16 protein-coding genes, 17 tRNA genes and 2 pseudogenes are annotated in these 24,050 nt (G+C 41.4%); 19 read left to right on the top strand and 16 right to left on the bottom strand.

The features are described 5' to 3' along the window. Positions 1–17 precede the first annotated feature (17 nt). Genes ligA through KQP93_RS11505 form a run of 4 tightly spaced genes read left to right on the top strand, consistent with a single transcriptional unit; the run spans position 18 to position 3,323 of the window. Positions 18–2,039 carry an NAD-dependent DNA ligase LigA gene (gene ligA, locus KQP93_RS11520; protein ID WP_217874501.1) on the top strand — a complete coding sequence of 674 codons (2,022 nt, stop codon included), beginning with the start codon at positions 18–20 and terminating at the stop codon, positions 2,037–2,039. Continuing rightward, on the top strand, positions 2,032–2,376 hold the full coding sequence (locus KQP93_RS11515) for a DUF3392 family protein (RefSeq protein ID WP_217874500.1): 345 nt from the start codon (positions 2,032–2,034) through the stop codon (positions 2,374–2,376). Before ligA ends, KQP93_RS11515 begins: the two co-directional genes overlap by 8 nt. Further along, positions 2,373–2,861 (top strand): DUF2919 domain-containing protein, encoded by a 489-nt coding sequence (locus KQP93_RS11510; RefSeq protein ID WP_217874498.1) that lies wholly within the window; start codon positions 2,373–2,375, stop codon positions 2,859–2,861. The genes KQP93_RS11515 and KQP93_RS11510 overlap by 4 nt, the downstream gene beginning before the upstream one ends. A gap of 9 nt (positions 2,862–2,870) precedes the next feature. Further along, on the top strand, positions 2,871–3,323 hold the full coding sequence (locus KQP93_RS11505) for a hypothetical protein (protein WP_217874497.1): 453 nt from the start codon (positions 2,871–2,873) through the stop codon (positions 3,321–3,323). Positions 3,324–3,384: 61 nt separating this feature from the next. Here KQP93_RS11505 and KQP93_RS21620 read toward each other — a convergent pair. Then, positions 3,385–3,465, bottom strand: a pseudogene (locus tag KQP93_RS21620) (hypothetical protein); the annotation flags it as partial. A gap of 67 nt (positions 3,466–3,532) precedes the next feature. Between KQP93_RS21620 and msrB the strand changes: the two are divergent. Further along, positions 3,533–3,847, top strand: a pseudogene (gene msrB / locus KQP93_RS11500) (peptide-methionine (R)-S-oxide reductase MsrB); the annotation flags it as partial. An 18-nt stretch (positions 3,848–3,865) separates the two neighbouring features. On the opposite strand, the gene KQP93_RS11495 reads toward msrB, so the two are convergent. The 12 genes from KQP93_RS11495 to KQP93_RS11440 all read right to left on the bottom strand — a co-directional run bounded on the left by KQP93_RS11495 (position 3,866) and on the right by KQP93_RS11440 (position 10,234). Beyond that, a complete protein-coding gene (locus KQP93_RS11495) occupies positions 3,866–5,815 on the bottom strand; it encodes an ATP-binding protein (RefSeq protein WP_217874494.1) in 1,950 nt (649 codons plus the stop codon). Beyond that, the gene (locus tag KQP93_RS11490) at positions 5,812–7,188 is read right to left on the bottom strand and encodes an extracellular solute-binding protein (protein ID WP_217874493.1); all 1,377 of its coding nucleotides are present in this window, start codon (positions 7,186–7,188) and stop codon (positions 5,812–5,814) included. The genes KQP93_RS11495 and KQP93_RS11490 overlap by 4 nt, the downstream gene beginning before the upstream one ends. 6 nt (positions 7,189–7,194) lie before the next feature. Continuing rightward, positions 7,195–8,829, bottom strand: coding sequence for a response regulator (locus KQP93_RS11485; protein WP_217874492.1), 1,635 nt, complete (start codon positions 8,827–8,829; stop codon positions 7,195–7,197). 376 nt (positions 8,830–9,205) lie between these two features. Then, positions 9,206–9,281, bottom strand: a tRNA-Val gene (locus KQP93_RS11480). A 99-nt stretch (positions 9,282–9,380) separates the two neighbouring features. After that, positions 9,381–9,456 (bottom strand) — tRNA-Val (locus tag KQP93_RS11475). Positions 9,457–9,495: 39 nt separating this feature from the next. Continuing rightward, a tRNA-Val gene (locus KQP93_RS11470) sits at positions 9,496–9,571 on the bottom strand. A gap of 43 nt (positions 9,572–9,614) precedes the next feature. Then, a tRNA-Val gene (locus KQP93_RS11465) sits at positions 9,615–9,690 on the bottom strand. Positions 9,691–9,728: 38 nt separating this feature from the next. After that, positions 9,729–9,804: transfer RNA gene (locus tag KQP93_RS11460), tRNA-Val, on the bottom strand. A 26-nt stretch (positions 9,805–9,830) separates the two neighbouring features. Beyond that, positions 9,831–9,906: transfer RNA gene (locus KQP93_RS11455), tRNA-Val, on the bottom strand. A gap of 38 nt (positions 9,907–9,944) precedes the next feature. Next, a tRNA-Val gene (locus KQP93_RS11450) sits at positions 9,945–10,020 on the bottom strand. A gap of 26 nt (positions 10,021–10,046) precedes the next feature. Then, positions 10,047–10,122, bottom strand: a tRNA-Val gene (locus KQP93_RS11445). 36 nt (positions 10,123–10,158) lie between these two features. Then, positions 10,159–10,234: transfer RNA gene (locus tag KQP93_RS11440), tRNA-Val, on the bottom strand. A gap of 644 nt (positions 10,235–10,878) precedes the next feature. Between KQP93_RS11440 and KQP93_RS11435 the strand changes: the two genes are divergently transcribed. From KQP93_RS11435 to KQP93_RS11375, 13 genes are all read left to right on the top strand, one after another. Beyond that, a tRNA-Ala gene (locus KQP93_RS11435) sits at positions 10,879–10,954 on the top strand. A gap of 39 nt (positions 10,955–10,993) precedes the next feature. Continuing rightward, positions 10,994–11,069, top strand: a tRNA-Glu gene (locus KQP93_RS11430). A 130-nt stretch (positions 11,070–11,199) separates the two neighbouring features. Further along, positions 11,200–11,275, top strand: a tRNA-Glu gene (locus KQP93_RS11425). A 169-nt stretch (positions 11,276–11,444) separates the two neighbouring features. Then, positions 11,445–11,520, top strand: a tRNA-Glu gene (locus tag KQP93_RS11420). 78 nt (positions 11,521–11,598) lie between these two features. Further along, positions 11,599–11,674 (top strand) — tRNA-Glu (locus tag KQP93_RS11415). A 169-nt stretch (positions 11,675–11,843) separates the two neighbouring features. Further along, positions 11,844–11,919, top strand: a tRNA-Glu gene (locus KQP93_RS11410). 78 nt (positions 11,920–11,997) lie between these two features. Further along, positions 11,998–12,073: transfer RNA gene (locus KQP93_RS11405), tRNA-Glu, on the top strand. Positions 12,074–12,151: 78 nt separating this feature from the next. After that, a tRNA-Glu gene (locus KQP93_RS11400) sits at positions 12,152–12,227 on the top strand. A gap of 216 nt (positions 12,228–12,443) precedes the next feature. Then, positions 12,444–13,391 (top strand): HlyD family secretion protein, encoded by a 948-nt coding sequence (locus KQP93_RS11395; RefSeq protein ID WP_217874490.1) that lies wholly within the window; start codon positions 12,444–12,446, stop codon positions 13,389–13,391. After that, the gene (locus tag KQP93_RS11390) at positions 13,388–14,314 is read left to right on the top strand and encodes an ABC transporter ATP-binding protein (protein ID WP_217874489.1); all 927 of its coding nucleotides are present in this window, start codon (positions 13,388–13,390) and stop codon (positions 14,312–14,314) included. The genes KQP93_RS11395 and KQP93_RS11390 overlap by 4 nt, the downstream gene beginning before the upstream one ends. A gap of 5 nt (positions 14,315–14,319) precedes the next feature. Further along, on the top strand, positions 14,320–15,465 hold the full coding sequence (locus KQP93_RS11385; RefSeq protein WP_217876780.1) for an ABC transporter permease: 1,146 nt from the start codon (positions 14,320–14,322) through the stop codon (positions 15,463–15,465). A 68-nt stretch (positions 15,466–15,533) separates the two neighbouring features. Further along, the gene (locus tag KQP93_RS11380; RefSeq protein ID WP_217874487.1) at positions 15,534–16,697 is read left to right on the top strand and encodes a sugar ABC transporter substrate-binding protein; all 1,164 of its coding nucleotides are present in this window, start codon (positions 15,534–15,536) and stop codon (positions 16,695–16,697) included. Then, on the top strand, positions 16,694–18,931 hold the full coding sequence (locus tag KQP93_RS11375; RefSeq protein WP_217874486.1) for a HAMP domain-containing hybrid sensor histidine kinase/response regulator: 2,238 nt from the start codon (positions 16,694–16,696) through the stop codon (positions 18,929–18,931). The genes KQP93_RS11380 and KQP93_RS11375 overlap by 4 nt, the downstream gene beginning before the upstream one ends. A 10-nt stretch (positions 18,932–18,941) precedes the next feature. On the opposite strand, the gene gloA is transcribed toward KQP93_RS11375, so the two are convergent. Together gloA and KQP93_RS11365 are read right to left on the bottom strand one after the other, a co-directional pair. Continuing rightward, entirely contained in the window at positions 18,942–19,340 is a 399-nt protein-coding gene (gene gloA, locus KQP93_RS11370) for a lactoylglutathione lyase (RefSeq protein WP_054553771.1), read from the bottom strand. 252 nt (positions 19,341–19,592) lie between these two features. Beyond that, complete coding sequence (locus KQP93_RS11365) at positions 19,593–21,500, bottom strand: aminotransferase class V-fold PLP-dependent enzyme (protein WP_217874484.1); 1,908 nt, start codon at positions 21,498–21,500, stop codon at positions 19,593–19,595. Between the two features lie 243 nt (positions 21,501–21,743). On the opposite strand from KQP93_RS11365, the gene KQP93_RS11360 reads away from it, so the two are divergent. Next, complete coding sequence (locus KQP93_RS11360) at positions 21,744–23,279, top strand: S10 family peptidase (protein WP_217874483.1); 1,536 nt, start codon at positions 21,744–21,746, stop codon at positions 23,277–23,279. A 118-nt stretch (positions 23,280–23,397) separates the two neighbouring features. On the opposite strand, the gene nth is transcribed toward KQP93_RS11360, so the two are convergent. Further along, the gene (nth, locus tag KQP93_RS11355; protein WP_054553695.1) at positions 23,398–24,030 is read right to left on the bottom strand and encodes an endonuclease III; all 633 of its coding nucleotides are present in this window, start codon (positions 24,028–24,030) and stop codon (positions 23,398–23,400) included. Between the last annotated feature and the right edge of the window lie 20 nt (positions 24,031–24,050).

Below are 24,050 nucleotides of genomic sequence, written 5' to 3'. Positions count from 1 at the left end.
AGATTTTTGAGGTTTTCATGTCCAGCCCTATCTTTGAGCAAATTAGCCAACTTCGTGCCCAGTTAGAAGAGCATAACCATAATTACTATGTGCTGGATGCTCCAAGCATTCCTGATGCTGAATATGACCGTTTAATGCGCGAATTAAGCGCCCTTGAAGAAGCTAATCCTGAGTTTCAAAGCCCTGACTCACCAAGCCAAAAAGTCGGTGGCGCTGCACTTGATAAGTTTGAGCAAGTTACTCACCAAGTGCCGATGTTGTCACTTGATAATGCCTTTTCAGAAGAGGAATTTGCTGCCTTTAACCGCCGTATCAAAGAGCGAGTAATGGATAACAAGGAGCTGACTTTTTGTTGTGAACCAAAGCTTGATGGTTTAGCGGTATCGATTATTTATCGTGATGGTGTTTTAGTTCAAGCAGCTACCCGTGGCGATGGCATGGTAGGTGAAAACATCACCCAAAACGTGAAAACAATTCGTAATGTGCCGCTTAAGTTACGTGGCGATGACTTCCCAGCAGAGCTTGAAGTGCGCGGTGAAGTATTTATGGACAGCGCTGGTTTTGCCAAACTAAACAGTGAAGCCGAAAAACGTGGTGACAAAGTCTTTGTTAACCCGCGTAATGCTGCAGCCGGTAGCTTACGTCAGCTTGACTCTAAAGTAACAGCAAAACGTCCACTGATGTTTTATGCTTACAGCACAGGGCTTGTTGCAGATGGGCAGTTACCAGAAGATCACTATCAACAGCTTGCTAAACTTACCGATTGGGGTTTACCACTTTGCCCAGAAACAAAACTGGTTGAAGGCCAGCAAGCTGCACTTGATTACTACCAAGATATCTTGACGCGTCGAAGTAGCCTTGCCTACGAAATTGACGGTGTGGTTATTAAAGTAAACGACAAAAAACTACAAGAGCGTTTAGGCTTTGTGGCACGTGCGCCGCGCTGGGCAATTGCTTTTAAATTCCCTGCACAAGAAGAAATTACCCAATTACTTGATGTTGAGTTTCAGGTAGGGCGCACTGGCGCAATTACCCCTGTAGCACGATTAGAGCCGGTATTTGTAGGTGGCGTAACGGTATCTAACGCAACGCTTCATAATGGCGATGAAATTGCCCGCTTAGGCGTTAAAATTGGCGATACCGTGATTATTCGCCGTGCAGGTGATGTTATTCCACAAATTACCCAAGTTGTCCTTGAACGTCGCCCAGACGATGCTAAAGACATTGAATTTCCTGCTACCTGCCCAATTTGTGACTCACATGTGGAGCGCATTGAAGGTGAAGCGGTTGCCCGTTGTACCGGTGGTTTAGTGTGCCAAGCGCAGCGTAAGCAAGCAATTAAACATTTTGCGTCACGTAAAGCCCTTGATGTTGATGGCTTGGGTGACAAAATTGTTGATCAACTTGTTGATCGTGAACTGATCAAAACGCCTGCTGATTTATTTATCCTTAAACAAGGCCATTTTGAATCACTAGAGCGAATGGGCCCTAAATCTGCTAAGAACTTAGTTAATGCGCTGCAAGATGCTAAGCAAACAACCTTAGCTAAATTCCTATACTCGTTAGGTATTCGCGAAGTGGGTGAAGCAACCGCGCAAAACTTAGCAAACCACTTTTTAACCCTTGAAAAAATCACTCAAGCAAGCGTTGATGCGTTAACTGAAGTAAGTGACGTAGGTGAAATCGTTGCCAAGCATGTACGTGGCTTCTTTAGCGAAGAGCACAATATGGCGGTTGTAAATGCATTGGTTGAGCAAGGTATTCACTGGCCAGAATTAGCAGCGCCGAGCGCCGATGCGCAACCATTAGCGGGCTTAACTTACGTACTGACCGGCACATTAAGCGAGCTTAACCGTAATGATGCAAAAGCCCGTTTACAAGCGTTAGGTGCAAAAGTATCGGGTAGTGTATCGGCGAAAACAGATGCGCTTATTGCAGGTGAAAAAGCAGGCTCAAAATTAACCAAAGCACAAGATTTAGGTATTGATGTGTTAACTGAGGCTGACCTTATTGCGCTTTTAAGTGAGCACAATGGATAGTCTATTACAGGCATTGTCGTCAGTTGCTTTAACAATTGGCAGTTGGCTGCAACCACACCTTTACAATATTTCATTACTGCTGGTGGTGTGTTTTATATCTTTGTATGCAAACGATATTATTAAAGTGACCAAGCGCTTTGTAGCGCGTCGTCACTTTATTATTCGCGTGCTTTGCTTTGTGTTGGTCACTGGGTTTGGCATGGGCTTACTTGTGGTGTTTGTAACCCCATTTTTAAGTAAGCTGCTAATGCTACTCGGTGTTAAATGGCTGGCGCTTACACTTACAGCTGCGTTTTTGGCACTTGGTATCATTGCCGATAAGAAGAACCAAATATGAATCGCTACGGTCCAGAATACTGGGATAAACACGGTGCTTATCGTACCCCAGTAGCGTTTCATTTAACGTTATTAGTGCTGTTACGCAGTTACTTTATTTGGATTATGGCGGCGCTGAGCCGTCGCCCTGATTTAGATATCATGTCGCTGTTTTTTAAATCGAAAAGTGATTTCTTTACAGCCATTGCCATAGCTGCAATCGCCTTATTACCGGCGGTGATCTTTTGTTTACGCCGACCTCAAGAAAATGCTGAAAGTGCGAAACGTCTCGCGTCTATTTGGCGATTTATGCGCTGGCCATTAATTTTGTGTGCAATCACAGATTTAAGTTGGTTAACCTATCAGGCTGCGCACAGTCACTATCAGTTTTCGTTTTTCTTAGCGTGCCAAATGGTACTGGTGTTATGGGTACTGTTATATTTATTAAAAAGCAGATATCTGACGGTCTTTTTTAATGATTGGCCAGATCCAATTGAAAAAAAGTAGGGCAACACTATGTTGGCAATTAATAAGCTTTTAGCAAAAATTTCACTCACTATCGCGCTGGTATTAATTGCTTTATGGGTGTTTACGCCACTTTGGCACAGTGCTGCATTTTCGTTGTTTGTGATGTTGTGGGGCTTTATTACTTTATCAAGCTTATATAGGGTAACTCCGTTATTTGTAGCGCGTAATCCCATTGCCGATTTACTCAAGCGCGATGTGAATCAGCTAGCACTGATAAGTCTGGCTGGTTTATTCGATTTTAAACGCAAAGCTGAGTTTGTATTAATTGGCCAAATTAAGCAGATTGAAATCGGCGAAGGGATCATTCATGTAACGGATGTCAATGAACAGCAGATAACCGCCGTATTGAGTGTTAATAGCAGCCAAATTAATAGCCATTTAGCACAGCTACTTTCTGAGCGTGAACGTGCACAAATAGATATTCGGCTGCAAACACAGTAATTACTAGACGCACGTTGCTTGCCCTTAATAGGGCTTGTGATGTACTGTGCAACTGTTGTATTCAACCCTGAGGGAGCACTATGTTAACTTGGCAAGATATTTTAGAGTTTGCCCATAACGGTAACCCAACACCTTCACGTCGAGTCGAAAAATCGCCATCTGAATGGCAAGCTGAGCTCGAACAAGATACATTCTATGTTACCCGTTTAAAAGGTACTGAACGTCCGCACAGCTCTGATTCATGTACGATATTTGAACCAGGTCAATATGCGTGTGTATGTTGTGACAACTTACTTTTTGATGGCGATGAAAAGTTCGATAGTGGCACAGGCTGGCCGTCATTTACTCAGCCTAGCAGTGTTGAAAGCATTGCCTATATCGCGGACTCTAGCCATGGTATGCAGCGTATTGAAGCTGTCTGTAATGTTTGCGATGCACATTTAGGGCATGTATTTCCTGATGGTCCAGCGCCAAGTGGCTTACGCTATTGCATGAATGCTATAGCGATGAAAAAACGCGACTAATGCGTGTCTAATCTCTACCTAATCTAAGTATTGAGCAATGATGAAAATAAGGTGCTCACGGTGAATTGGCTTACTAATTATATAGTCTGTCAAAATACTGGATTGCGCCTTATCATCTTTTAATACCGACGCTGTAACCGCAATAATCGGAATATGCTTGAAGCGATCATCACTGCGAATTAACTGACTTGCCTCTAACCCGCCCATTACCGGCATTTTTAAATCCATAATGATTAAATCAGGCTGGTGCTGCTCAATTTTTTTAAGGGCATCTTCACCATTGATAGCCGTGTCTACGGTAAAGCTCCAACGTGATAAGAAGGACTCTAAATAGTCACGGTTATAAGGAATATCATCAACAATCAAAATGCGAGCAGGATTAAAATGATAGCTTGAAATAGCAGGGTAGTTACGATGTTCCACTTCGTTTTTAGACTCGGCTAATTCAACGTTCGGTAACGACACGATAAACTCACTGCCTTTATCTTTATCGCTTATCACCGATAACTCACCACCCATCAACTTGATAAAACGCAATGAAATCGCAAGACCTAACCCCGTTCCACCAAACTCCGAACTACGTTGACCTTGTACTTGTTCAAAGTCATTAAAAATAAGATCTTGTTGATCTTTAGGAATACCTTTACCTGTGTCTGTGACATGAATATTAATATCAATATTGCTGTTGTCATCGTGGACTTTAAAATCGAAATACACCTTAACACTGCCTTGTGCAGTGAACTTAATGGCGTTACTGATTAAGTTGGTTAGTACTTGGCGAACTTTATTGCTATCAAGTAACACTGGGGTTGTTAACTCTGGGTGAGAGCTTATTTGTAAATCGAGATCCTTTTGCGCACTGAGTTGTAAAAACATCATATTAAGCTCATGGCACATTTTAGGGATTTCTACACGCTCAATATCGAGTTGCATTTTACCAGCATCGATTTTTGATAAATCGAGAATGTCATTCAATACATTAAGCAGTGAATTACCAGAGATTGATATTGCTTCTAAGTAACGACGCTTATTTTTATCTGTTTCGCTATCTTGTAGTAATTGGCTAAAACCTAGCACTGCATTGAGCGGAGTTCTTAATTCATGTGACATATTAGCTAAAAAGCGACTTTTAGCCTGATTTGATTGTTCAGCTTGTTCTTTAGCATCAAGGTACTCTTGAGTACGCTTTGCAACTGTGTCTTCAAGCAAGCTATGTTGTTCATGCATGCTGTTGATCTGCTGCCTAACCGCAGCACGCATCATTTTAAAGCCACTAGCGAGGGTACCTATTTCATCTTGGCTTTTTATATTTATAGGGCAGTTTAAATCACCTGTGGTCACAGCATGAGAAAACTCCACGAGCTGATCAATGGGCTGCAAAATAATACGGCGAATAATGATATAGGCGATGATAAGTGCGGTTAACAAGTAAATAGCAAACAGCGAAACCGCATTACTAATAATCGATTTAGTCTTTAACGCTAAGTCTTTATCTGAAAAGCTTACGATAACGTAACCGATGTTTTCCCCCTGAAAATTGCTAATTGGCACAGCAACAGCATATTGCTGATCCATGGCTACAATGGCATTTTGCTTAGGGTTGAGCTGTTTTAGCAGCACTTGGTTAGTTTCTAGGGTATCTACTTTACTGTTATCTGGGTGTGCAGCGATAAAATTATTTTGGTCGATAAAGTAAATCGTTTTTAAATCATCAAAGGTATTATTTTTTAAAATATTTTTTAATGTAATACCCTGAATTTTAAGCACCCAACTCCCCACGGTATTGTCTTTTGTGAGGCTGTTTATTTCTGACAACATGGGCGAGACAATCGCATCGGCTTTTTCACTCATGTTCAAAAGTGTTTGCTCTTTTAGCTCCATTACATGCAACGACGTACTTGCCCCTAAAATAAGAGTAATGGTAAAGCCAATGATCATTAAAATTTTGTGGGCAATACTAATTCTCATTGCTCAATATTGCTCCGTGCTTTTAATGCTTGCATATTAGCGTTTATTTTTTCGTCAGTGCTTTTGATTGATTGTTTTATATCTGCACCATAGAAAATTTGGCTAAAGGTTTGCGAAATAATCTCGCCAATAACAGGGAACTCTACCATGCCAGCCTGAAGGCGATCAGGCGTTGCATGCTCAAACACCCATAACATGGCTTTATTAAAGCCAGGTTTGTTTACGAGAGTAAACAGCTTTTCGTGCCACACTTTTTGTCTAGGCAGTGAGCCACCTGTACTAAGTAGTGCGGCGGTCTGCTCACTGGTTGCCCATTGAATAAATAACCATGCAGCATCTTTGTTAGTTGATTTGCTATTAATTGCAAATGCCCATGCCCAAGGAGATGTTTCTCTGGCGATTGGACCAGTAGGCAAGGGGGCTGCTTCCCATTTATTCCAAATATCTGACTCTTCGGCGGTATCGATCTCATTATAAAAATGAGAGGCCAAAAAGGCCGAGGCAAGGCGGCCTTCTTTAAACAGGCGACGAATTTCATAAAAATGCAGTAAGCGGCTGTTATCTGGATTGCCGAACCCTGTTACAAGGTCGCGATACACTTGTAGGCTTTGTGCCGTTTCAGGGCTATTAAAAACAGACTGGCCCTGCGCGTCGATAACTTCAGCGCCATAAGCACGCATAACAGGTAACACAGTCCAAGTGTTTAATCCTGCCCCCGGCAGCGTACGTGAGGCAAATGCATGCATACCATTTAAAGAAGGGGTACGGTCGATTTCTCGTTGTAACTTAACTTTGGTTGCTTGTAGTTGCTCGTAGGTATCGGGAACTGCCAAGTTAAAACGTTCGAAAAGATCTTTGCGATAAAAATAAATCGGCGCAGAAAAATCAAACGGTAATGAATATAGCGTGTTATCAATTTTACAAAGCGCTAGGCTACGTTCACTAATGTCTTCTAACTGATACCAAGTTTTATCTGTCAGTTTTGGGTTATCAATGTAAGGCTGCAAGGGCTCAATCCAGCCTTGGCTTTTCGCTTCGCCTAAAAAGGTAATCCCCATCGGCAGTACATCGTAAAGCCCTGAAGCTTCGGTTAAGTCTTGATGGCGACGAACACGCATTTGTGATTGTTCCAAAGCATGAAAGCCAACAGAAATTCCTGTTAGCTGCTCAAATAAAGGAATGTAGGGTTTTAACGCCATAAATGCAGGCTGCTCATCAGCCAAAATATTGATATGGCTACCTGCTTCACTTTGCCAATTAATACTGGCTTGTTGCCAATGTTGTAATGTTGCTGAGGCAAAGCTGTATTGGCAAAAGAATAAAAGCGCAACGCTTAGGAGGGGCTTTTTAAAATTAAAAAAAGAAGATGCCATACGCAATTACTCAGCAAGCTTAATTTTTAACTTTGCAGCCAGAGCTTTAATTTTTTCAAAGCGGATTGCTTGTTCATCTTCTAATGTTTGTGCATCTAGCAAAGCAAAACATTTTTTCGCCAGCGCTAAATTAAATGATTGGCCTTGGTTATTAGTATCGAATAAACATTGCAGTAGATTTAAAGCGATGCTGGCATTTTTAGGCATGATCCTAAATGCTTGGCTGAAGGCTTCAAGCGCCGTATTGAGCTGACCTTTATTGAATTGTGTTACAGCGTGATTATTGAGCTCTTTAGGCCCGAGTTTAATATCTCGTCGTTCAGTTTGTTGTTGTTGAATATAACGTAAATACACCGGATCGCTAACCGATGGGTGGCGTTCACAGTGAGTTATTATTTGGTTAAACAGCATCTGCGCTTTGTGGTGAAAACCAAGTTCATGAAACGCTTTCGCTTTATCGAGCGCACCATCTACTGAACGAATTTGAGTGTCACTTTCATCAAGCTGATTGATAAGTGCTTTAGCCTTTTGATGTTCATCCTTTAAATAATGCAAACGCGCATTGAGAACATCAATTTGTGTTTGATTATTACTATTCGGAAACTGCTTTTTTAAATCACTTAAGTACTGGTTTGTCTGTCTTGAAATGCGATTAACTTGATCGGTTTGATCCGTCGTTAAAGCAAAATCAATTCCTGCGCGCGCCGCATTTAAATATACATCTGGGTTATCATGAATTGAGTGCTTTGCGTAACTGGCAATATCTTTTTGAGTTAAATAGTTTTTTTCATAATCATGATTTAAAAGCGAAACATGACTCAAGGCTTTTTGGCGGTCAATGTTACGCGGGGCAATCTCAACAGCTTTACTAAAAAAGTCCTGAGCCTCATCAAACTTATTGAGTTTTATTTCTAATCGACCCAGTAAATCAAGAGCAACTAGTCTCGTTTCACTGCGCTGCAACATCGTCTTAAGCATGCGGTGTGCTAGGGTATGTTCATTATTAGCAATAAGCGCTTCGACTAAACCAACTTTTGCCCAAGTAAATTTTTGAATATCGAGCACTGATTTAAAAAATGTTTTGGCATCTTCAAAGCGCTTAAGGCGAAGAAGGGCGTCACCTTTTAATCTTAATAGAATGGCGCTGTAACTATTACCTTTGTTTTGCAGCAAGGTATCAATTTGTTTAATTGCTTTGGAGTCATTCCCATCATCAATAAGTTGATAAATTTGATGTAGGTTACTTTTGCGCAATAACACTTTTTCAATACGATTTTTTAATTCGTTAATTGTAAAGGGTTTAACTAAGAAATCATCTGGTTGTAGCTCGAGTACACTGTGAACTAACGAGCCACTTGTTTCAGCCGAAATAAAAATAAAGCCGGTAGAGTTTTTTATAAGACGCTTCATTTTCAGCTCTTCATAAAGCTGATAACCATCTTGATGTTTACTAAGGTTAAATGAACAAACGATGAGATCGAACTGCTCAATTTGACATTGTTCTTTTGCTGCAATTGCATGCTCCGCAAAACGCAACTGACGAAACCCCAACCCCTCTAAGGATTGTTTCATATAGCTTTGAGCAAGTGGCTGCTCTTCAACTATTAAAATTTTGGCTTTCGAAAAAATCTTTGCAGGCATTGGACTTGCGACTAAGTGACATTAACGATGACTATAATAAACAGTCTAGCTGCTGACAAGGCAAATTACAGCTTTTGCAATGATTTAAAGTTTAGCTTTGGGTCATATCAATAAAGGGAGCAGTGAGTAATAGGTTTTAGAAGTTAGATATTAGAAGTTAGATATTAGAATTGATTTTTATATGTGGTGGGTCGTACTGGACTTGAATCATCGAGCCTGTGTTTTGTAAGGAGTGGCGATGCTTTTTAAAACTAGAGATAAAATAAGGAGGTTTTATATGTGGTGGGTCGTACTGGACTTGAACCATCGAGCCTGTGTTTTGTAAGGAGTGGCGATGCTTTTTAAAACTAGAGATAAAATAAGGAGGTTTTATATGTGGTGGGTCGTACTGGACTTGAACCAGTGACCCTCGCCTTGTAAGGGCGATGCTCTCCCAACTGAGCTAACGACCCACATATAAATTTTTAAGATTAAATGGTTGTTCTTACTGAACTTAACCGCCGAGCCTTTTCATTGTAAAGAGTTGCGATGCTCTCTGCTTCAAAAAGTAATGGTGGGTCGTACTGGACTTGAACCAGTGACCCTCGCCTTGTAAGGGCGATGCTCTCCCAACTGAGCTAACGACCCATATAATCTTTTTCTTCGCTACCATTTTCAAAAAGTAAATGGTGGGTCGTACTGGACTTGAACCAGTGACCCTCGCCTTGTAAGGGCGATGCTCTCCCAACTGAGCTAACGACCCGCGAAGAATAATCTAAATGAAAACACCACCAAAGTTTGTTTAATGGTGGGTCGTACTGGACTTGAACCAGTGACCCTCGCCTTGTAAGGGCGATGCTCTCCCAACTGAGCTAACGACCCATTTAGATTTTTGTAATATGAAACACCACTTTAAAAAATGGTGGGTCGTACTGGACTTGAACCAGTGACCCTCGCCTTGTAAGGGCGATGCTCTCCCAACTGAGCTAACGACCCATATTACATACAGCAAATTTTCTTAATGGTGGGTCGTACTGGACTTGAACCAGTGACCCTCGCCTTGTAAGGGCGATGCTCTCCCAACTGAGCTAACGACCCATTTAGATTTTTGTAATATGAAACACCACTTTAAAAAATGGTGGGTCGTACTGGACTTGAACCAGTGACCCTCGCCTTGTAAGGGCGATGCTCTCCCAACTGAGCTAACGACCCATATTACATACAGCAAATTTTCTTAATGGTGGGTCGTACTGGACTTGAACCAGTGACCCTCGCCTTGTAAGGGCGATGCTCTCCCAACTGAGCTAACGACCCATTAAGAATTTAGATATGAACACCATTAGTGAATAATGGTGGGTCGTACTGGACTTGAACCAGTGACCCTCGCCTTGTAAGGGCGATGCTCTCCCAACTGAGCTAACGACCCATATCTAAAACAACTCATTGCTGCGTTGTTGTGGGGCGCTATTATAGATAGAGTTGTAAATGTGTCAACACTTGAATGAGTAAAAATGTGTTAGATGCAGCTTTTATAAACAATGACATGGCATTTAAGCATTTTTTGGCGAACAAATATGCAATTTATATTCATAAGCTTATATTTAGAGCTTGATCTTTAGCTCTATGACCTGTGCAAGTCATTCTAAAATGATATGAATACAGTAAATTTTTAAAACAGTTTTTTCATACCAATAAATATGCATCAGTTAAAAGCTCTATACTTAGCACGATTAAAAACAAAAAAGGGTAGGGCGAAATCGTTTTGTTCAATGCTTTAAATAATGAACTTTGTTTTGCATATAAATGTATACCTTTTTTAAGAGAGTAAATTCAAATGCAGAGAGTCTTTGATAACAAACCAGCAATACAAGAAGCCCAAAATAGCTAATTTGATAGCACTTTGTATAAAATGCCTCCGTAACGGATTGATATTTAGTCAGCTTGTTGAAATTTAAATCATTTAAATAAACTTAGATAAAAAACTGTTGACTTTATTTGGGGGGCTGCATAGAATGCGCCCCGCACTCAGCGATACACAACCAACATTAATTGGCGGTGTGTATGCAAGTCGGGGCTATAGCTCAGCTGGGAGAGCGCTTCGCTGGCAGCGAAGAGGTCTGCGGTTCGATCCCGCATAGCTCCACCAGATTTGCATAGTGTTTGTCCTAGGGTTGCAGTTTTCTGCGTCCCCATCGTCTAGAGGCCTAGGACACCGCCCTTTCACGGCGGTAACAGGGGTTCGAATCCCCTTGGGGACGCCACTTACTCTTAGTAAGTGAGCAATTGCCAAGAGAATAAATATGTTGGTCTCGAGTACTTACATGTTATTTTAGTAACCTTAACTCCGATATGAGTCAAACTATCATTTAATGTCCTAGTGACACATTATGTGTCCCCATCGTCTAGAGGCCTAGGACACCGCCCTTTCACGGCGGTAACAGGGGTTCGAATCCCCTTGGGGACGCCACTTATTTAAGTAGGTTATGTGTAGTGGGGCGGTGAACACCGCGCAATCTATGCACGACGTTATCAAGAGTACGAATCTCTTGGGGACGCCACTTACTAAAAGTGTTGTGTTATTAAGAGCTCGTCTGAATCGAGTCTAACTATTCAGTTGTCCTAGTGACACATTATGTGTCCCCATCGTCTAGAGGCCTAGGACACCGCCCTTTCACGGCGGTAACAGGGGTTCGAATCCCCTTGGGGACGCCACTTTCTAAAAGTGTTGTGTTATTAAAAGCTCGTCTGAATCGAGTCTAACTATTCAGTTGTCCTAGTGACACATTATGTGTCCCCATCGTCTAGAGGCCTAGGACACCGCCCTTTCACGGCGGTAACAGGGGTTCGAATCCCCTTGGGGACGCCACTTATTTAAGTAGGTTATGTGTAGTGGGGCGGTGAACACCGCGCAATCTATGCACGACGTTATCAAGAGTACGAATCTCTTGGGGACGCCACTTACTTTAAGTGATGTGTTATTAAAAGCTCGTCTGAATCGAGTCTAATTATTCAGTTGTCCTAGTGACACATTATGTGTCCCCATCGTCTAGAGGCCTAGGACACCGCCCTTTCACGGCGGTAACAGGGGTTCGAATCCCCTTGGGGACGCCACTTACTTTAAGTGTTGTGTTATTAAGAGCTCGTCTGAATCGAGTTTAACTATTCAGTTGTCCTAGTGACACATTATGTGTCCCCATCGTCTAGAGGCCTAGGACACCGCCCTTTCACGGCGGTAACAGGGGTTCGAATCCCCTTGGGGACGCCACTTACTTTAAGTGTTGTGTTATTAAGAGCTCGTCTGAATCGAGTTTAACTATTCAGTTGTCCTAGTGACACATTATGTGTCCCCATCGTCTAGAGGCCTAGGACACCGCCCTTTCACGGCGGTAACAGGGGTTCGAATCCCCTTGGGGACGCCACTTACTTTAAGTAAGTTGATGTGTTGGAAAGACTATCTATATATCATTTCAAATAGAACTAAGATTTTTCAGCTTAATATTCCTTATTCTCCATATATCTTTACGATATAGACTCCATATATTTCTAAAACTTTAATTCCTATAGATCACTTTTACAGATCATTTTAATACTTTATAGTATCTAGCAACTCATCAGCTAACCATAAGGAAATTAAAATGTTAGCTAAACGTGTTGTACTCATACTAATTTCTTTAGTCATTACTGCTTGTTCAGACTCAAATGAGGGAGTAGCGCTAGGAACGCTTGAGCGTGAGCGTGTGATCCATCCTGCAACGACTAACGAAATACTGATCGATTTACCCGTTTCAGCAGGCCAGTTGGTCGAAAAAGGGCAGGTGATTGCAAAGTTCGATGCCGAACTACAACAAGCGATTGTTGCTAAAGCACAAGCTCAACTAGCTCAAGCCACTGCATTTCTTGAAAAAACCTTGAATGGTGCTCGCCCCGAAGAAGTTGCTGCCGCATCAGCCAAAGTAGCAGCAGCTAATGCTGCATATACGCAAAGCGAAGCTAATTTTCGCCGTGCAAAAACCTTAGTTAAGGATAAACTCGCAAGCCAAGAAACCTTAGATAGTGCAACCGCTGCACGTGATGAGACTTTCGCTAATTTAGAATCAGCAAAGCAGAACTTAAATGAATTAACAAATGGTTCTCGCGTTGAAGATATTAATAGTGCGAAAGCGCAAGTTCAGGCGGCAGAAGCAGAACTAAAAGTACAGCAAAAATACCTCTCAGACCTGACAATTAAAGCGATGCGTGCTGGCAGGGTCGATAATTTACCTTGGCACGTAGGTGAGCGAGTTACTAAAGGCAGCCCAGTCGTTATTATTCAAGCAAACAGCGCACCTTACGCTCGCGTATATATCCCTGAACCATATCGTGCCAAGCTCAATCAGGGCATGACACTGACAGTTCGTGTCGATGGCATAGATAAAGATATACAGGGTGAATTGACCTGGATTGCCTCAGAGCCTGCGTTCACGCCTTTTTATGCCCTTAATCAGGAAGAGCGTGCGAGATTAATGTATCTTGCTGAGGTAACACTACCGGTAAGTGAAAATAATTTACCGACAGGCGTACCTGCTCAAGTGATTATGCCATGACTGAATCGGTGATCCATGCCAAAGGTTTGGTAAAACAATTTGGCGACTTGAAAGCGATTGATAACCTTGATCTAGACGTTGAGCAAGGGCAAATTTATGGTTTTTTGGGCCCTAATGGCTGTGGTAAAACCACCGCAATCCGTATGCTTACAGGGTTATTGAAGCCAACCTCTGGTGATATCAATGTGCTTGGCTTGAGTCTGCCAAAAGATGCTGAAAAGCTCAGAACGCAACTTGGTTATATGACGCAAAAGTTTTCACTTTATAGTGACTTGACCGTACTTGAAAACCTAAAGTTCATGGCGGCGCTTTACCCTTTTAAAAAGCTGCAAAAACAACAAAGAATTGACGAATTGCTCCATACCTATGGTCTTGATCAAAGAGTAGATCAAATGGCCGGAAGTATGAGTGGGGGCCAACGGCAGCGCTTAGCATTGGCTGCTGCAGTGATTAATAAACCGAAAATTTTATTTCTTGATGAACCAACATCGGCAGTCGATCCACAAAATCGCCGTGATTTTTGGGAAACACTGTTTGATTTAAGTAATGCCGGTACCACGATATTAGTCACCACCCATTACATGGATGAAGCTGAGCGTTGTCATCGTTTAGCCATTTTAGAATCTGGTATTAAACGCGCGGATGGCTCTCCAAAGCAATTAATGACAGACATGCACGCTCATGTTGTAGAAATCGCAGGGGCGCAAACCAGGGAATTAAAAAAACAGCTCGCAACAATCGACCATGTTATCTCAGCCACTCAATTAGGTGCACAGCTGCGAGTATTAGTAAAAAAAGATGTTCAAGACCCCGTTGAGTTCATAAAACAGCAATCATTTTGTCAGGATACGTGGCAAGTAAATAGTGTGCGCCCAAGCCTTGAAGACGTGTTTGTCACCTGCACAGGGCAGGGCAGACAATGAGTATTATGACTTCATTAAGCCGGATAAAAGCAATTGTAAACAAAGAATTATTACAATTACGCCGCGATAGAATGACCTTTGCGATGGTGGTGATGATCCCTCTGATCCAACTGATTCTTTTTGGTTACGCTATTAACACCAACGTTAAAGATATCCCTGTTGCTGTTGTCGATCATAGTCAAACTGCGCTCAGTCGTATTTTAGTACAAACAGTATCGGCGACAAATGTGGTTAAAGTGACGGATTATTACGACAGTATTGAGCAGGCACAAACAGCAATCGCAAGTGCGAAAGTGCGTGCTGTGCTGTTTATACCCCACGATGTGGCAAACCGACTAGCTCAACACCCAACCGTTGGCTTTGGATTGCCTGATGGCAGTAATGAGTCGTTAGTCAGGCCAATTGCGCATTGGTTAGTTGATGGCTCAGATACAATGGTAGCGTCGAGCATAAAATCGCTACGTAATATGCCCCTTGCAGAACTTCTCGATAAGCCTGCGAATAGAACGTCCCCAACCTTTGAAACGACCTTATTTTATAACCCAGAGCAACGCTCTGCGGTGAATATTGTGCCAGGTTTAGCTGCTGTTATTTTAACCATGACGATGATTATGTTTACTTCTGCTGCCATTGTTAAAGAGCAAGAGCGAGGTAATATGGAGCTTTTAATCACCTTACCGTTAAGCTCACTGGAATTAATGATTGGTAAAGTGGTGCCTTATATCTTCATTGGTTTTATTCAGTTATTTATTATATTAGGCATGGGTAAGCTCTTGTTTCACATTCCTTTTGGTGGCGGTTTAGTCGCATTGGTTGTCGCAACCTTTGCGTTTATATGTGCCAGTTTAGTGCTTGGCTTAGTACTTTCGACCATAGCTAAAAACCAGCTTCAAGCAATGCAAATGACAATTTTTATTCTATTACCCTCTATTTTATTGTCAGGTTTTGTATTTCCCTATGAAGGTATGCCAAAGGCAGCGCAATGGCTTGCTGAGTGTCTACCCGCAACGCATTACCTAAGGTTAATACGTGGAGTAGTGCTAAAAGATGTCAATCTAATAAGTATGAGCAGTGACTTACTTTGGCTGTTAGCCTTTACTATTTTGGGCTTGGCTGTGGCTGCATTTAGGTTTAAGAAAACCCTTGATTAGGCTGGGCAATTTAAGGCATATGTGCTTAACTAAAAAGTAATTTTAATTCATTTTGAGTAGACATTAGCGTGTGGCGAGTATTTTGGCTGGCGGTGCTATTAGTTACGTTTGATGGCTATGCAGCAACGATAAACCTAGCCCATACCATGAAGCATGAACACTTTAACCAATTGCTTGGTGAGTTTGCAGAGCAAAGCGGTTTAACGGTTAACTCTGTATTGGTTGACCAAAAGGCGCTTAAGGTAAGGTTGGTACAAAATACTAGTGCCAGCAACTCAACAGACGTAATTATTGTACCCGCTGATCACCTAGGCCTTGATAAATATGCCAACTACAGCGTTATCCCGGACTCACTCATAGCTGATACCACAGACAAACGAACCTTAGAAACTGCAAAGCTAAACAACAAGCTCTTAGGTATACCCATCATTCAAGGGAATCACCTGTTACTTTTTTATAATAAGCAGTTTGTTAAACAACCAATAGAAAATTGGCAGGATATATACCAAATTCAACCATCATTGCCTGAAAAAGTGAAACTCGTTACATGGAGTTTTATGGAAATGTATTGGTTTATCCCGTTCTTATCGGCTTTTAATGGCGATCTACTTGTAGATAATCATGTTCAGCTAAATACACCAGCAATGAAATCAGCTCTCAAATTTGTTTGGGACTTAAATAAAGAAAACCTGGTTGATAGACAATGCGATTACACTTGCTCAAGTAATGCATTTAAAGCGCAGCAAGCCGCCTTCACCATTGATGGTGCTTGGGCATTAAAGACGTATGAAGAGGCATTGGGTAATAATTTAGGGGTACAGCAATTACCGAAACTCAATGGTGAGTATATGCAGCCTTATTACTCAACCTTTGTGCTAGCATTTCCAAACGATGCTTTAAATGGCGTTAATAAAGACAATTTGATCCAATTTGCTAAATTAGTTCAAGCAGAAAAATTTCAAACCCTGGTTTGGCAAAAGCTTCAAGATATCCCCGTTAATACTAAGGTTTTAAATAATCTAAAAGCACAACAAGGTACAGAGTTAGCAACCTTAATTGATGCTATGCAATTTACAAAAGCGATGCCTTCAACCGCATCGATGATCATCGTATGGGAAGTATTAAATAAAGGATTTATTCGCTATGGCAGTGGTGCCTTAACTGCTGAGCAAGCGGGGCTTTTTATGCAAGGGTTGGCAGAACGTTCGATTGCCAATGAAGGGGATGAATGAGAAGTCCACGCTTTAGTCGCGCCTTATTTATCAGTGTATTACTACTGGTTATTATTCCCCTACTGATCCTTGCAGGTTTGATGATAGGGCGATTCTATTTAAGCTCAATTGACCAAGCAAATACGAGTTTGCAATGGCAAGCTAGAAATAATGCGGCCAGTCTTGAACAACTATTATTTAAGCTTGAGAAAAACAGCCAATTACTAAGTAGCACTAAAGCGATTACTGAGCTGCCAAATAAAGTGGTGTATTCACAGTTCGCGCTTGTGCAACTGCAGGAGTTTGTTGCCCAAAACCCACAGATAAAAGCCTCGATTGTAATTGATAATCAAGGGTTTATAGTTGAAGGTTACCCTATTACCTCTTTAAATTTGAACTATAAACTCACAAAAAGCATTCTCGACAGCGCTCGAGCATCAACAGAGCAAAACACAGTTCAAATTATCGATAACCCCCAAGTTAGTGAATTATTTGCGCCTGCCGAGGCAAAACAAAATGCCTTACTGGCAATTACATCTACATTGCTACATGAGCAAGATTCTCTCAGTGAGCCAATAATTAAAACGGGCGTGTTAGTGTCTTTTGTGCCTTTATCAGAGGCGTTAAAGTGGCTTGCAATACACAATGAGCAACCGGTTTATCAAGCGGATAAGCAGGTACAAATTACAGCACAAGATAACATTTTATATAGCGTGGGCGATGCTGGCGATAACGGCAAATTAATGGGGCAGGCCTCAATCAGTAATGTTTTTTTTGCAGGTAAGCCAACCAGTTTACAGTTCCAAATTAATGAAGCAAAAACCACCTACACCAGCGCTGTAAAGCAAACGGCTATATTGGCAGGGTTGTTAATTGTAGGACTCTCTATTATTTCATTTATCTCAGTGCGTTGGTTGACGGCACGTCTTCATAACCCACTAAATCGTATTACTGCTCTTAGCCGAGAATATGCATTAGGTAATTACAAACAAGATACCGATGATTTTCATTATCAAGAGTTTAAAGATATTGCAGATTCGCTTAGCAGCATGGCTGATACCATTGATATACAAATTACTTCATTGCAATTAGAAAAACTTCGCGCTGAGCGCTCTGAGCAAGTTAAAAGCCAATTCTTAGCCAATATGAGCCATGAGATACGCACTCCGATGAATGGTATTGTGGGCTTTTTGCAGCTACTCAATAAAAGCACGCTAACACAAGAGCAAGCAGAGTTTGTAAGGCAAATTAATAACTGTAGTGATGTGTTATTAACCGTGATTAACGATATTCTCGACTTTTCAAAAATAGAGGCCAATAAAATAGAGCTCGAGTCACGACAATGTGATTTAGTCGCGCTTTGCCATGACCTTATTTTACTATTTAAACCGAGCTGTGATGCCAAAGGGGTTGACTGCCGGCTTGAGGTCTCCTCATTACAATCGCTGAATGTAGAATGTGATGAAATACGTGTTAAACAAGTGCTGATTAACTTGCTCTCTAATGCCGTTAAGTTTACCAATCAAGGAGAGATTATTCTTTCGCTTACTCTGCAAAGCCGTGATGAACACCAGACAGCTGTCGAGTTATCGGTAAAAGATACAGGCATAGGTATCGCTGAAGATAAATTAACGGCTCTGTTTAATCCCTTTGTTCAAGCGCAAAGTAGCACCACTCGTGAATATGGAGGGACCGGTCTTGGGCTTGCCATCAGTAAGGGGATGATTGATTTGATGGGAGGCAATATTGCTATCGACAGTGAGCTTGGGAAAGGTGCCGAGTTTACGATTAATGTTAATTTTAAATCACTAAACCCACAGGGTGCTAGCGCAAAAGAACATCAACCTGATGAAGACACTCAATTCGATTTTAAAGCCGTCGACAAGCCAATATTGATTGTTGAAGATAACCCGATTAACCAAATTGTTATCACTAAGTATTTAACTCAATTAGGTCTAAATTATGAATTGGCAGAAAATGGTCAAATTGCCTGTGAGAAAACTCTAACACAAGATTACGCACTGATTTTAATGGATATCCAAATGCCGGTGATGGATGGATTAACTGCCAGTGAAAACTTACTCGCAAGGCCAGATTTTGATACGCCGATTATTGCCATCAGTGCTAATGCTATGAAAGACGACATCGAAAAAAGCGCAAAAATTGGTATCAGTGACCATATCGCAAAGCCAATTAATTTTGCTGAACTTGAAAAAGCACTCGCAAAGTGGCTATCTCAGCAATCGCTGAAATAGCCAGTATGAATCAAAAAGTGTTGTTATCTTTTTTCTGAATTAACTCAATCGCATAACCATCAGGGTCTTTAACAAATGCGATCTCAGTTGTACCGCCTTTTACAGGACCCGGCTCACGACTGACATTGCCGCCAGCAGCTTTAATGTCTTCGCAGGCTTTATAAATATCATCAAACTCGATAGCGATATGGCCGTATGCATTACCCAAATCATAGCTGTCTGTATCCCAGTTATAAGTAAGCTCAAGCACGGTCGAATCTTTTTCGTCACCATAACCGACAAAAGCAAGGGTGTAGCGGTACTCTTCGTTGTCTGCACGGCGCAGCTCTTTCATACCTAATACCTGCGTATAAAATTCAATTGATTTATCTAAATCAGCAACGCGAAGCATTGTGTGTAATAAGCGCATTTTAAGCATCCTCTTTCTTGTCTTTAAATTCGTACAATTTCAATAACGCAGCATGGTTTAAAGCTGCGCATTAGAATTATCAAAAATGGATTATAAGTTATTTCGATTGCATGCACAGTAGCATTGAGACAAAGCGTAAAGACTATGCTTCTAAATTAATAGCTACGCTTCTGATATGAAAAGGGGGATGTTATGCAGCAATGAATAGGGACTGCTGCATAACAATGAGGTTTTTGCGGTATAAGCGAAAGCTTAGCTTTTCACTTTACCTTTAAGAACATAAATTTCGCCATCAAAGCTCCCTTGAATTGTCAGGCCCTGACCTGCCAACTCTTTAAGATATTCGATATGCTCATTAGTGATATGTTGCCCCGGCACTAAAAGAGGGATACCAGGAGGATAAGGAGTGACTAATCCAGCACAAATTCGGTTGTTACTTTTGCTAATGGGCACAGATTCACGTTCGCCATAGAATGCATCACTAGGAATACAGGCTAAGTCTATATCGGGTAAATTCTCTGGTAGGCGTGTGCGTCTCATTGAAGTGGCAAGTTTTACTTTACCGCTATCGAGTTTCTTCAGTGCATTGTAAAGACGTATGATCTTTGAGCGTGTTCCGCCAAGAGTCAGTAAAACTAAAATGGTGCTGTGTGTGTATTTTTCTATTTCAAGGCCAATTTCATCTAACAGAAATTTATGAATATCCTTTAATGAATACGGTAACTCGCTAATATCGATAAGGATCTTCAATGGGTCGTGGCCCATGTTATCGCCACTAAAATGTGGGAATATATCCATGAAATCTTGTTTGTCGAGCACTTTAATATGTTTCAGTGAAGCCATTTGCTGTTTAAACTCTGCAACGTGATTCAGCAGGGCATTCAGTAATTTATAACCTTCCATTTCTAATTGCTTTTGGCATACATCCAGCGAGGCAATAAGTTGATATTTTGGCGAGGTACTGGCGTAAATACTGTAGATCTCACGGAAGAAATCAGCATCGAAATCAGGGTCGTTCACATGAATATAAGACGCCTGAGAGAACGCTGAAACCACTTTATGTGCTGAATGGGTAACATAGTCTGCGCCAGCATTTATAGCTGAGTAGTGGCGTAAACTTGGATGGAAAAGCGAGTAAGCAAACCACGCTTCGTCGATAAACACTTTAATACCGTGCTGATGTGCAAATTCAACCACTTGTTTTAAATCGCTAAGTAGACCATCGTAAGTACAGCCAGTTAAAACCAGTAATTTTGCATCGCTATTTTGTTCAATCGCTTGCTTTATGTCAGCCAGTGAAGGGGGCGCGAAGATACCATATTTAGGATTTAAAATACTCGATAAATAAATAGGTAAACTAGCCGATTGCAAAATGCCGTAATGTACTGATTTATGGCAGTTTCGGTCGATGATCACCTTATCGCCTTTACGCAGTAAAGTTTGCAAAATAATCTTATTTGAAGTGGATGATCCATTGGTAACAAAGTAGGTATGTTTTACTTCAAATGTCGCTGCAGCTGATTCTTGAGAGCGGCCTATGGTGTTGGTGCTGTCTGATAATGAGCCAAGCGAGTCGACAGAAACCGACAGGTCGCCAACAAATACGTTACGGCCATAAAACTGATAAAAGTCTTTAATATACGGAGAATTTCTAAAGCTAGCACCACCGCTGTGGCCAGGTGTGTGCCATGAATCGTTCGATTCACCCACATAACGACGATAGGCGGTCCAAAACGGGGTTTCTGAACGGTCATCAAAGTCATTGATCATATAGCCCAAGATTGCTTCAGGGTCTGAAATGACTTCGTCTTTAAAAAAGAAAGATTCAATTTCTTCTGACTCGTTAACTATCTCCAAGCCTTTCGTATCATCACCAATAACATAAACAGGCAGTTCTAGGCGTATGCCCTTTAATTGCTCGATAAAACGGCTATAGGTGCGCTCGCCATTGTTCAATACATCCCAACTAAGTACCACAGCTTGAATATCGCCATCTTCCTCTACATATTTCAACGCCTGCTTGAGCTCAATGCACTCAATAATGTCGATATCAACATCACTGCGCTCAAAATTAGGGATTGTTTTTGCTAGGTTCGTTGAAAGCTCTTTTAAGGTGGCAGGATCTTGCTCAATTAACAAGATACGAAGTAAAGGTAACATAGCAACTCTCATAAAAAATTTCACATTACTCAACAGCATAACGAAAGGATGGAAGCTTGTGAAATTAATACTTTGATATTCTTTGTTCTGATACTGATTAGGCTTTTTTGCGTGTTAATCGCAGATAGTTGAAATTACATGTGCTTGCTGTAAAAGTAATCGCTTAAGTAAAAGGTTAATTGCACACTGAGTGATAAAGCCACTCAAGCCAGATACAGATAAGCCTGCTAGGGAGAATAAAACATGGCGTATGTTGCCAATTTCAAAATTGTAGTCATCTCTACATTGTTTGCGTTTTGTACGAACGCAGTTAATGCAGATGAAGTCTCAGATTCAAACAATAAAAAGTCGATACCCGAAGCCACTAAATTTGTGACCCAGCATAAAGGCACATTCAATGGCAAAAGGCTGAAATACAAAGCTGTAGCCGGTGAAACTTATTTATTAAACAAAAACGAAGAGCCTACAGCTGCTATCTTTTCGTTTGATTACATAGCCGCAAGCGATAACAAAAACAGACCCGTTACATTTATCTGGAATGGTGGCCCTGGTTCATCGTCTAACTGGTTACATATGGGGGCCTATGGTCCTAAACGAGTTGTTGTACCAAGCGATGCTTCACATCCCGGAATGGCGCCTTACGAATTAAAAGATGCGCCTGAGACGATACTTGATGTGACTGATATGGTGTTTGTGGACCCTGTTGGTACAGGTTACTCGCGCGCCTTAGGTAACACTGACAGCAAAGCCTTTTGGGGCTTAAATCAAGATGCATCTTCTATTGCTGATTTTATTGCCCAGTGGCTAACAAAAGAAAATCGCTGGAATGCGCCAATATTTTTATTGGGGGAGAGCTATGGGACAACTCGAGCAGCAGCGGTTTCTAAAGTACTGATGGATAAACACCTGATTAATGTAAATGGCATTATTTTTGTGTCACAAGCTTTAGACTATCAAGGTTCAAGCCCTTATGTAGACGATAACATCATATCTTACATCACTTACATACCCACACTTGCTGCAACCGCTTGGTATCATAAAAAAGTAGACACATCTGGAGATTTTGAAGCATTTATAGATGCGAGCCGAAAATTTGCAGTTGATGAATTACTTCCAGCATTATTCAAGGGTAATGCCCTTAGTAAAGCTGACAGAAAGCGAATTGTTGACGGCCTTCACCGTTATACAGGGCTTAGCAAACAATATATTGAGCAGGTTGATTTACGCATTAACGCCTTTAGATTCGCTAAAGAGTTATTGCGTGATGAGGGCGTCGCAGTAGGTTTTCTTGATGGACGTTATAAGCTTGATGAACGAGACGATTTAACGGCGGCTCCAAAGCAAGATGCGTCAAAAGTGATAGGGCCAGCATATAAAGCGGCACTGATGAAATACATGCGTACAGATTTAAACGTACAGTGGAAAAGAAAATACTTAAACCCTGGCGACCCTGAGTTATCAGATAACTGGCGCTGGCGCACAGCTCCTGATGGACAAGGATGGGAGCCAAGATACGTTAATACAGCGCCAGATTTATCTTATGTGCTTCGCAGTAATCCACAAATGAAAGTGATGGTCGCCTCAGGGTATTACGATATTGTCACGCCATTTTTTGATGCTGAATACACCTTAAACAGACACGGTATATACGCTGATAAAATTGACTATCACTATTATCACGGTGGTCACATGATGTATGTTCACGAACCAGCAAGAGTGGCGCTGTTAAGAGATACGCGAGAGTTTATTAAAAAGCAGGTGAGCCAAAACCCACGATAATGACTAGGCTAAATGTGCCACACTATATGTTTGGCACATTTAGCAAAATGAGCTTATGGAGTAATGGTGGAAAGTGAAGAGCATCACCTTTAAATTGTTTGCTTAGAGTAGACTTTAACTACTCAGTCTTTTCTTTAAACTCACACAAGTCTTCGATAATACAGCTGCCGCACTTAGGTTTACGAGCCGTGCACACATAGCGACCGTGCAGGATTAACCAGTGGTGTACATCGACCTTAAATTCTTTAGGTACCACTTTTTCTAATTTTTGTTCTACAGCAACTACATCTTTGCCCATGGCAAACTTAGTGCGGTTAGATACGCGGAAAATATGCGTATCAACAGCAATTGTTGGCCAGCCAAAGGCACAGTTTAAAACAACATTCGCGGTCTTTCTGCCAACACCGGGTAATGCTTCGAGCGCTTCACGATTCTCTGGTACTTCTGAGTTATGTTTATTGACCAGAATCTCACACATTTTATAGACATTATTGGCTTTAGAATTAAACAAGCCAATGGTCTTAATGTAATCACGAAGGCCTTCAAGGCCTAAATCAAGAATCGCTTGAGGCGTGTTAGCAACAGGGAATAGCTTACGGGTTGCTTTATTAACACCCACATCTGTAGCTTGTGCTGATAAGGTAACCGCAACTAATAATTCAAACGGGCTTGAGTATTCAAGCTCTGTTTCTGGGTGTGGGTTTTGCTCACGTAGACGAGATAAGATCTCATAGCGTTTTTCTTTATTCATGGTTGCGTAAAGCACGCAGT

This window comes from Pseudoalteromonas shioyasakiensis, assembly GCF_019134595.1.
Lineage (GTDB): Bacteria > Pseudomonadota > Gammaproteobacteria > Enterobacterales > Alteromonadaceae > Pseudoalteromonas > Pseudoalteromonas shioyasakiensis_A.
This window is presented reverse-complemented; position numbering and strand designations above follow the sequence as displayed.

Excerpts from the sequence above, each read along its gene's own strand:
- ligA (WP_217874501.1), top strand. The coding sequence starts at position 18 with ATGTCCAGCCCTATCTTTGAGCAAATTAGCCAACTTCGTGCCCAGTTA.
- KQP93_RS11515 (WP_217874500.1), top strand. The coding sequence starts at position 2,032 with ATGGATAGTCTATTACAGGCATTGTCGTCAGTTGCTTTAACAATTGGC.
- KQP93_RS11510 (WP_217874498.1), top strand. The coding sequence starts at position 2,373 with ATGAATCGCTACGGTCCAGAATACTGGGATAAACACGGTGCTTATCGT.
- KQP93_RS11505 (WP_217874497.1), top strand. The coding sequence starts at position 2,871 with ATGTTGGCAATTAATAAGCTTTTAGCAAAAATTTCACTCACTATCGCG.
- KQP93_RS11495 (WP_217874494.1), bottom strand. The coding sequence starts at position 5,815 with ATGAGAATTAGTATTGCCCACAAAATTTTAATGATCATTGGCTTTACC.
- KQP93_RS11490 (WP_217874493.1), bottom strand. The coding sequence starts at position 7,188 with ATGGCATCTTCTTTTTTTAATTTTAAAAAGCCCCTCCTAAGCGTTGCG.
- KQP93_RS11485 (WP_217874492.1), bottom strand. The coding sequence starts at position 8,829 with ATGCCTGCAAAGATTTTTTCGAAAGCCAAAATTTTAATAGTTGAAGAG.
- KQP93_RS11395 (WP_217874490.1), top strand. The coding sequence starts at position 12,444 with ATGTTAGCTAAACGTGTTGTACTCATACTAATTTCTTTAGTCATTACT.
- KQP93_RS11390 (WP_217874489.1), top strand. The coding sequence starts at position 13,388 with ATGACTGAATCGGTGATCCATGCCAAAGGTTTGGTAAAACAATTTGGC.
- KQP93_RS11385 (WP_217876780.1), top strand. The coding sequence starts at position 14,320 with ATGACTTCATTAAGCCGGATAAAAGCAATTGTAAACAAAGAATTATTA.
- KQP93_RS11375 (WP_217874486.1), top strand. The coding sequence starts at position 16,694 with ATGAGAAGTCCACGCTTTAGTCGCGCCTTATTTATCAGTGTATTACTA.
- gloA (WP_054553771.1), bottom strand. The coding sequence starts at position 19,340 with ATGCGCTTATTACACACAATGCTTCGCGTTGCTGATTTAGATAAATCA.
- KQP93_RS11365 (WP_217874484.1), bottom strand. The coding sequence starts at position 21,500 with ATGTTACCTTTACTTCGTATCTTGTTAATTGAGCAAGATCCTGCCACC.
- KQP93_RS11360 (WP_217874483.1), top strand. The coding sequence starts at position 21,744 with ATGGCGTATGTTGCCAATTTCAAAATTGTAGTCATCTCTACATTGTTT.
- nth (WP_054553695.1), bottom strand. The coding sequence starts at position 24,030 with ATGAATAAAGAAAAACGCTATGAGATCTTATCTCGTCTACGTGAGCAA.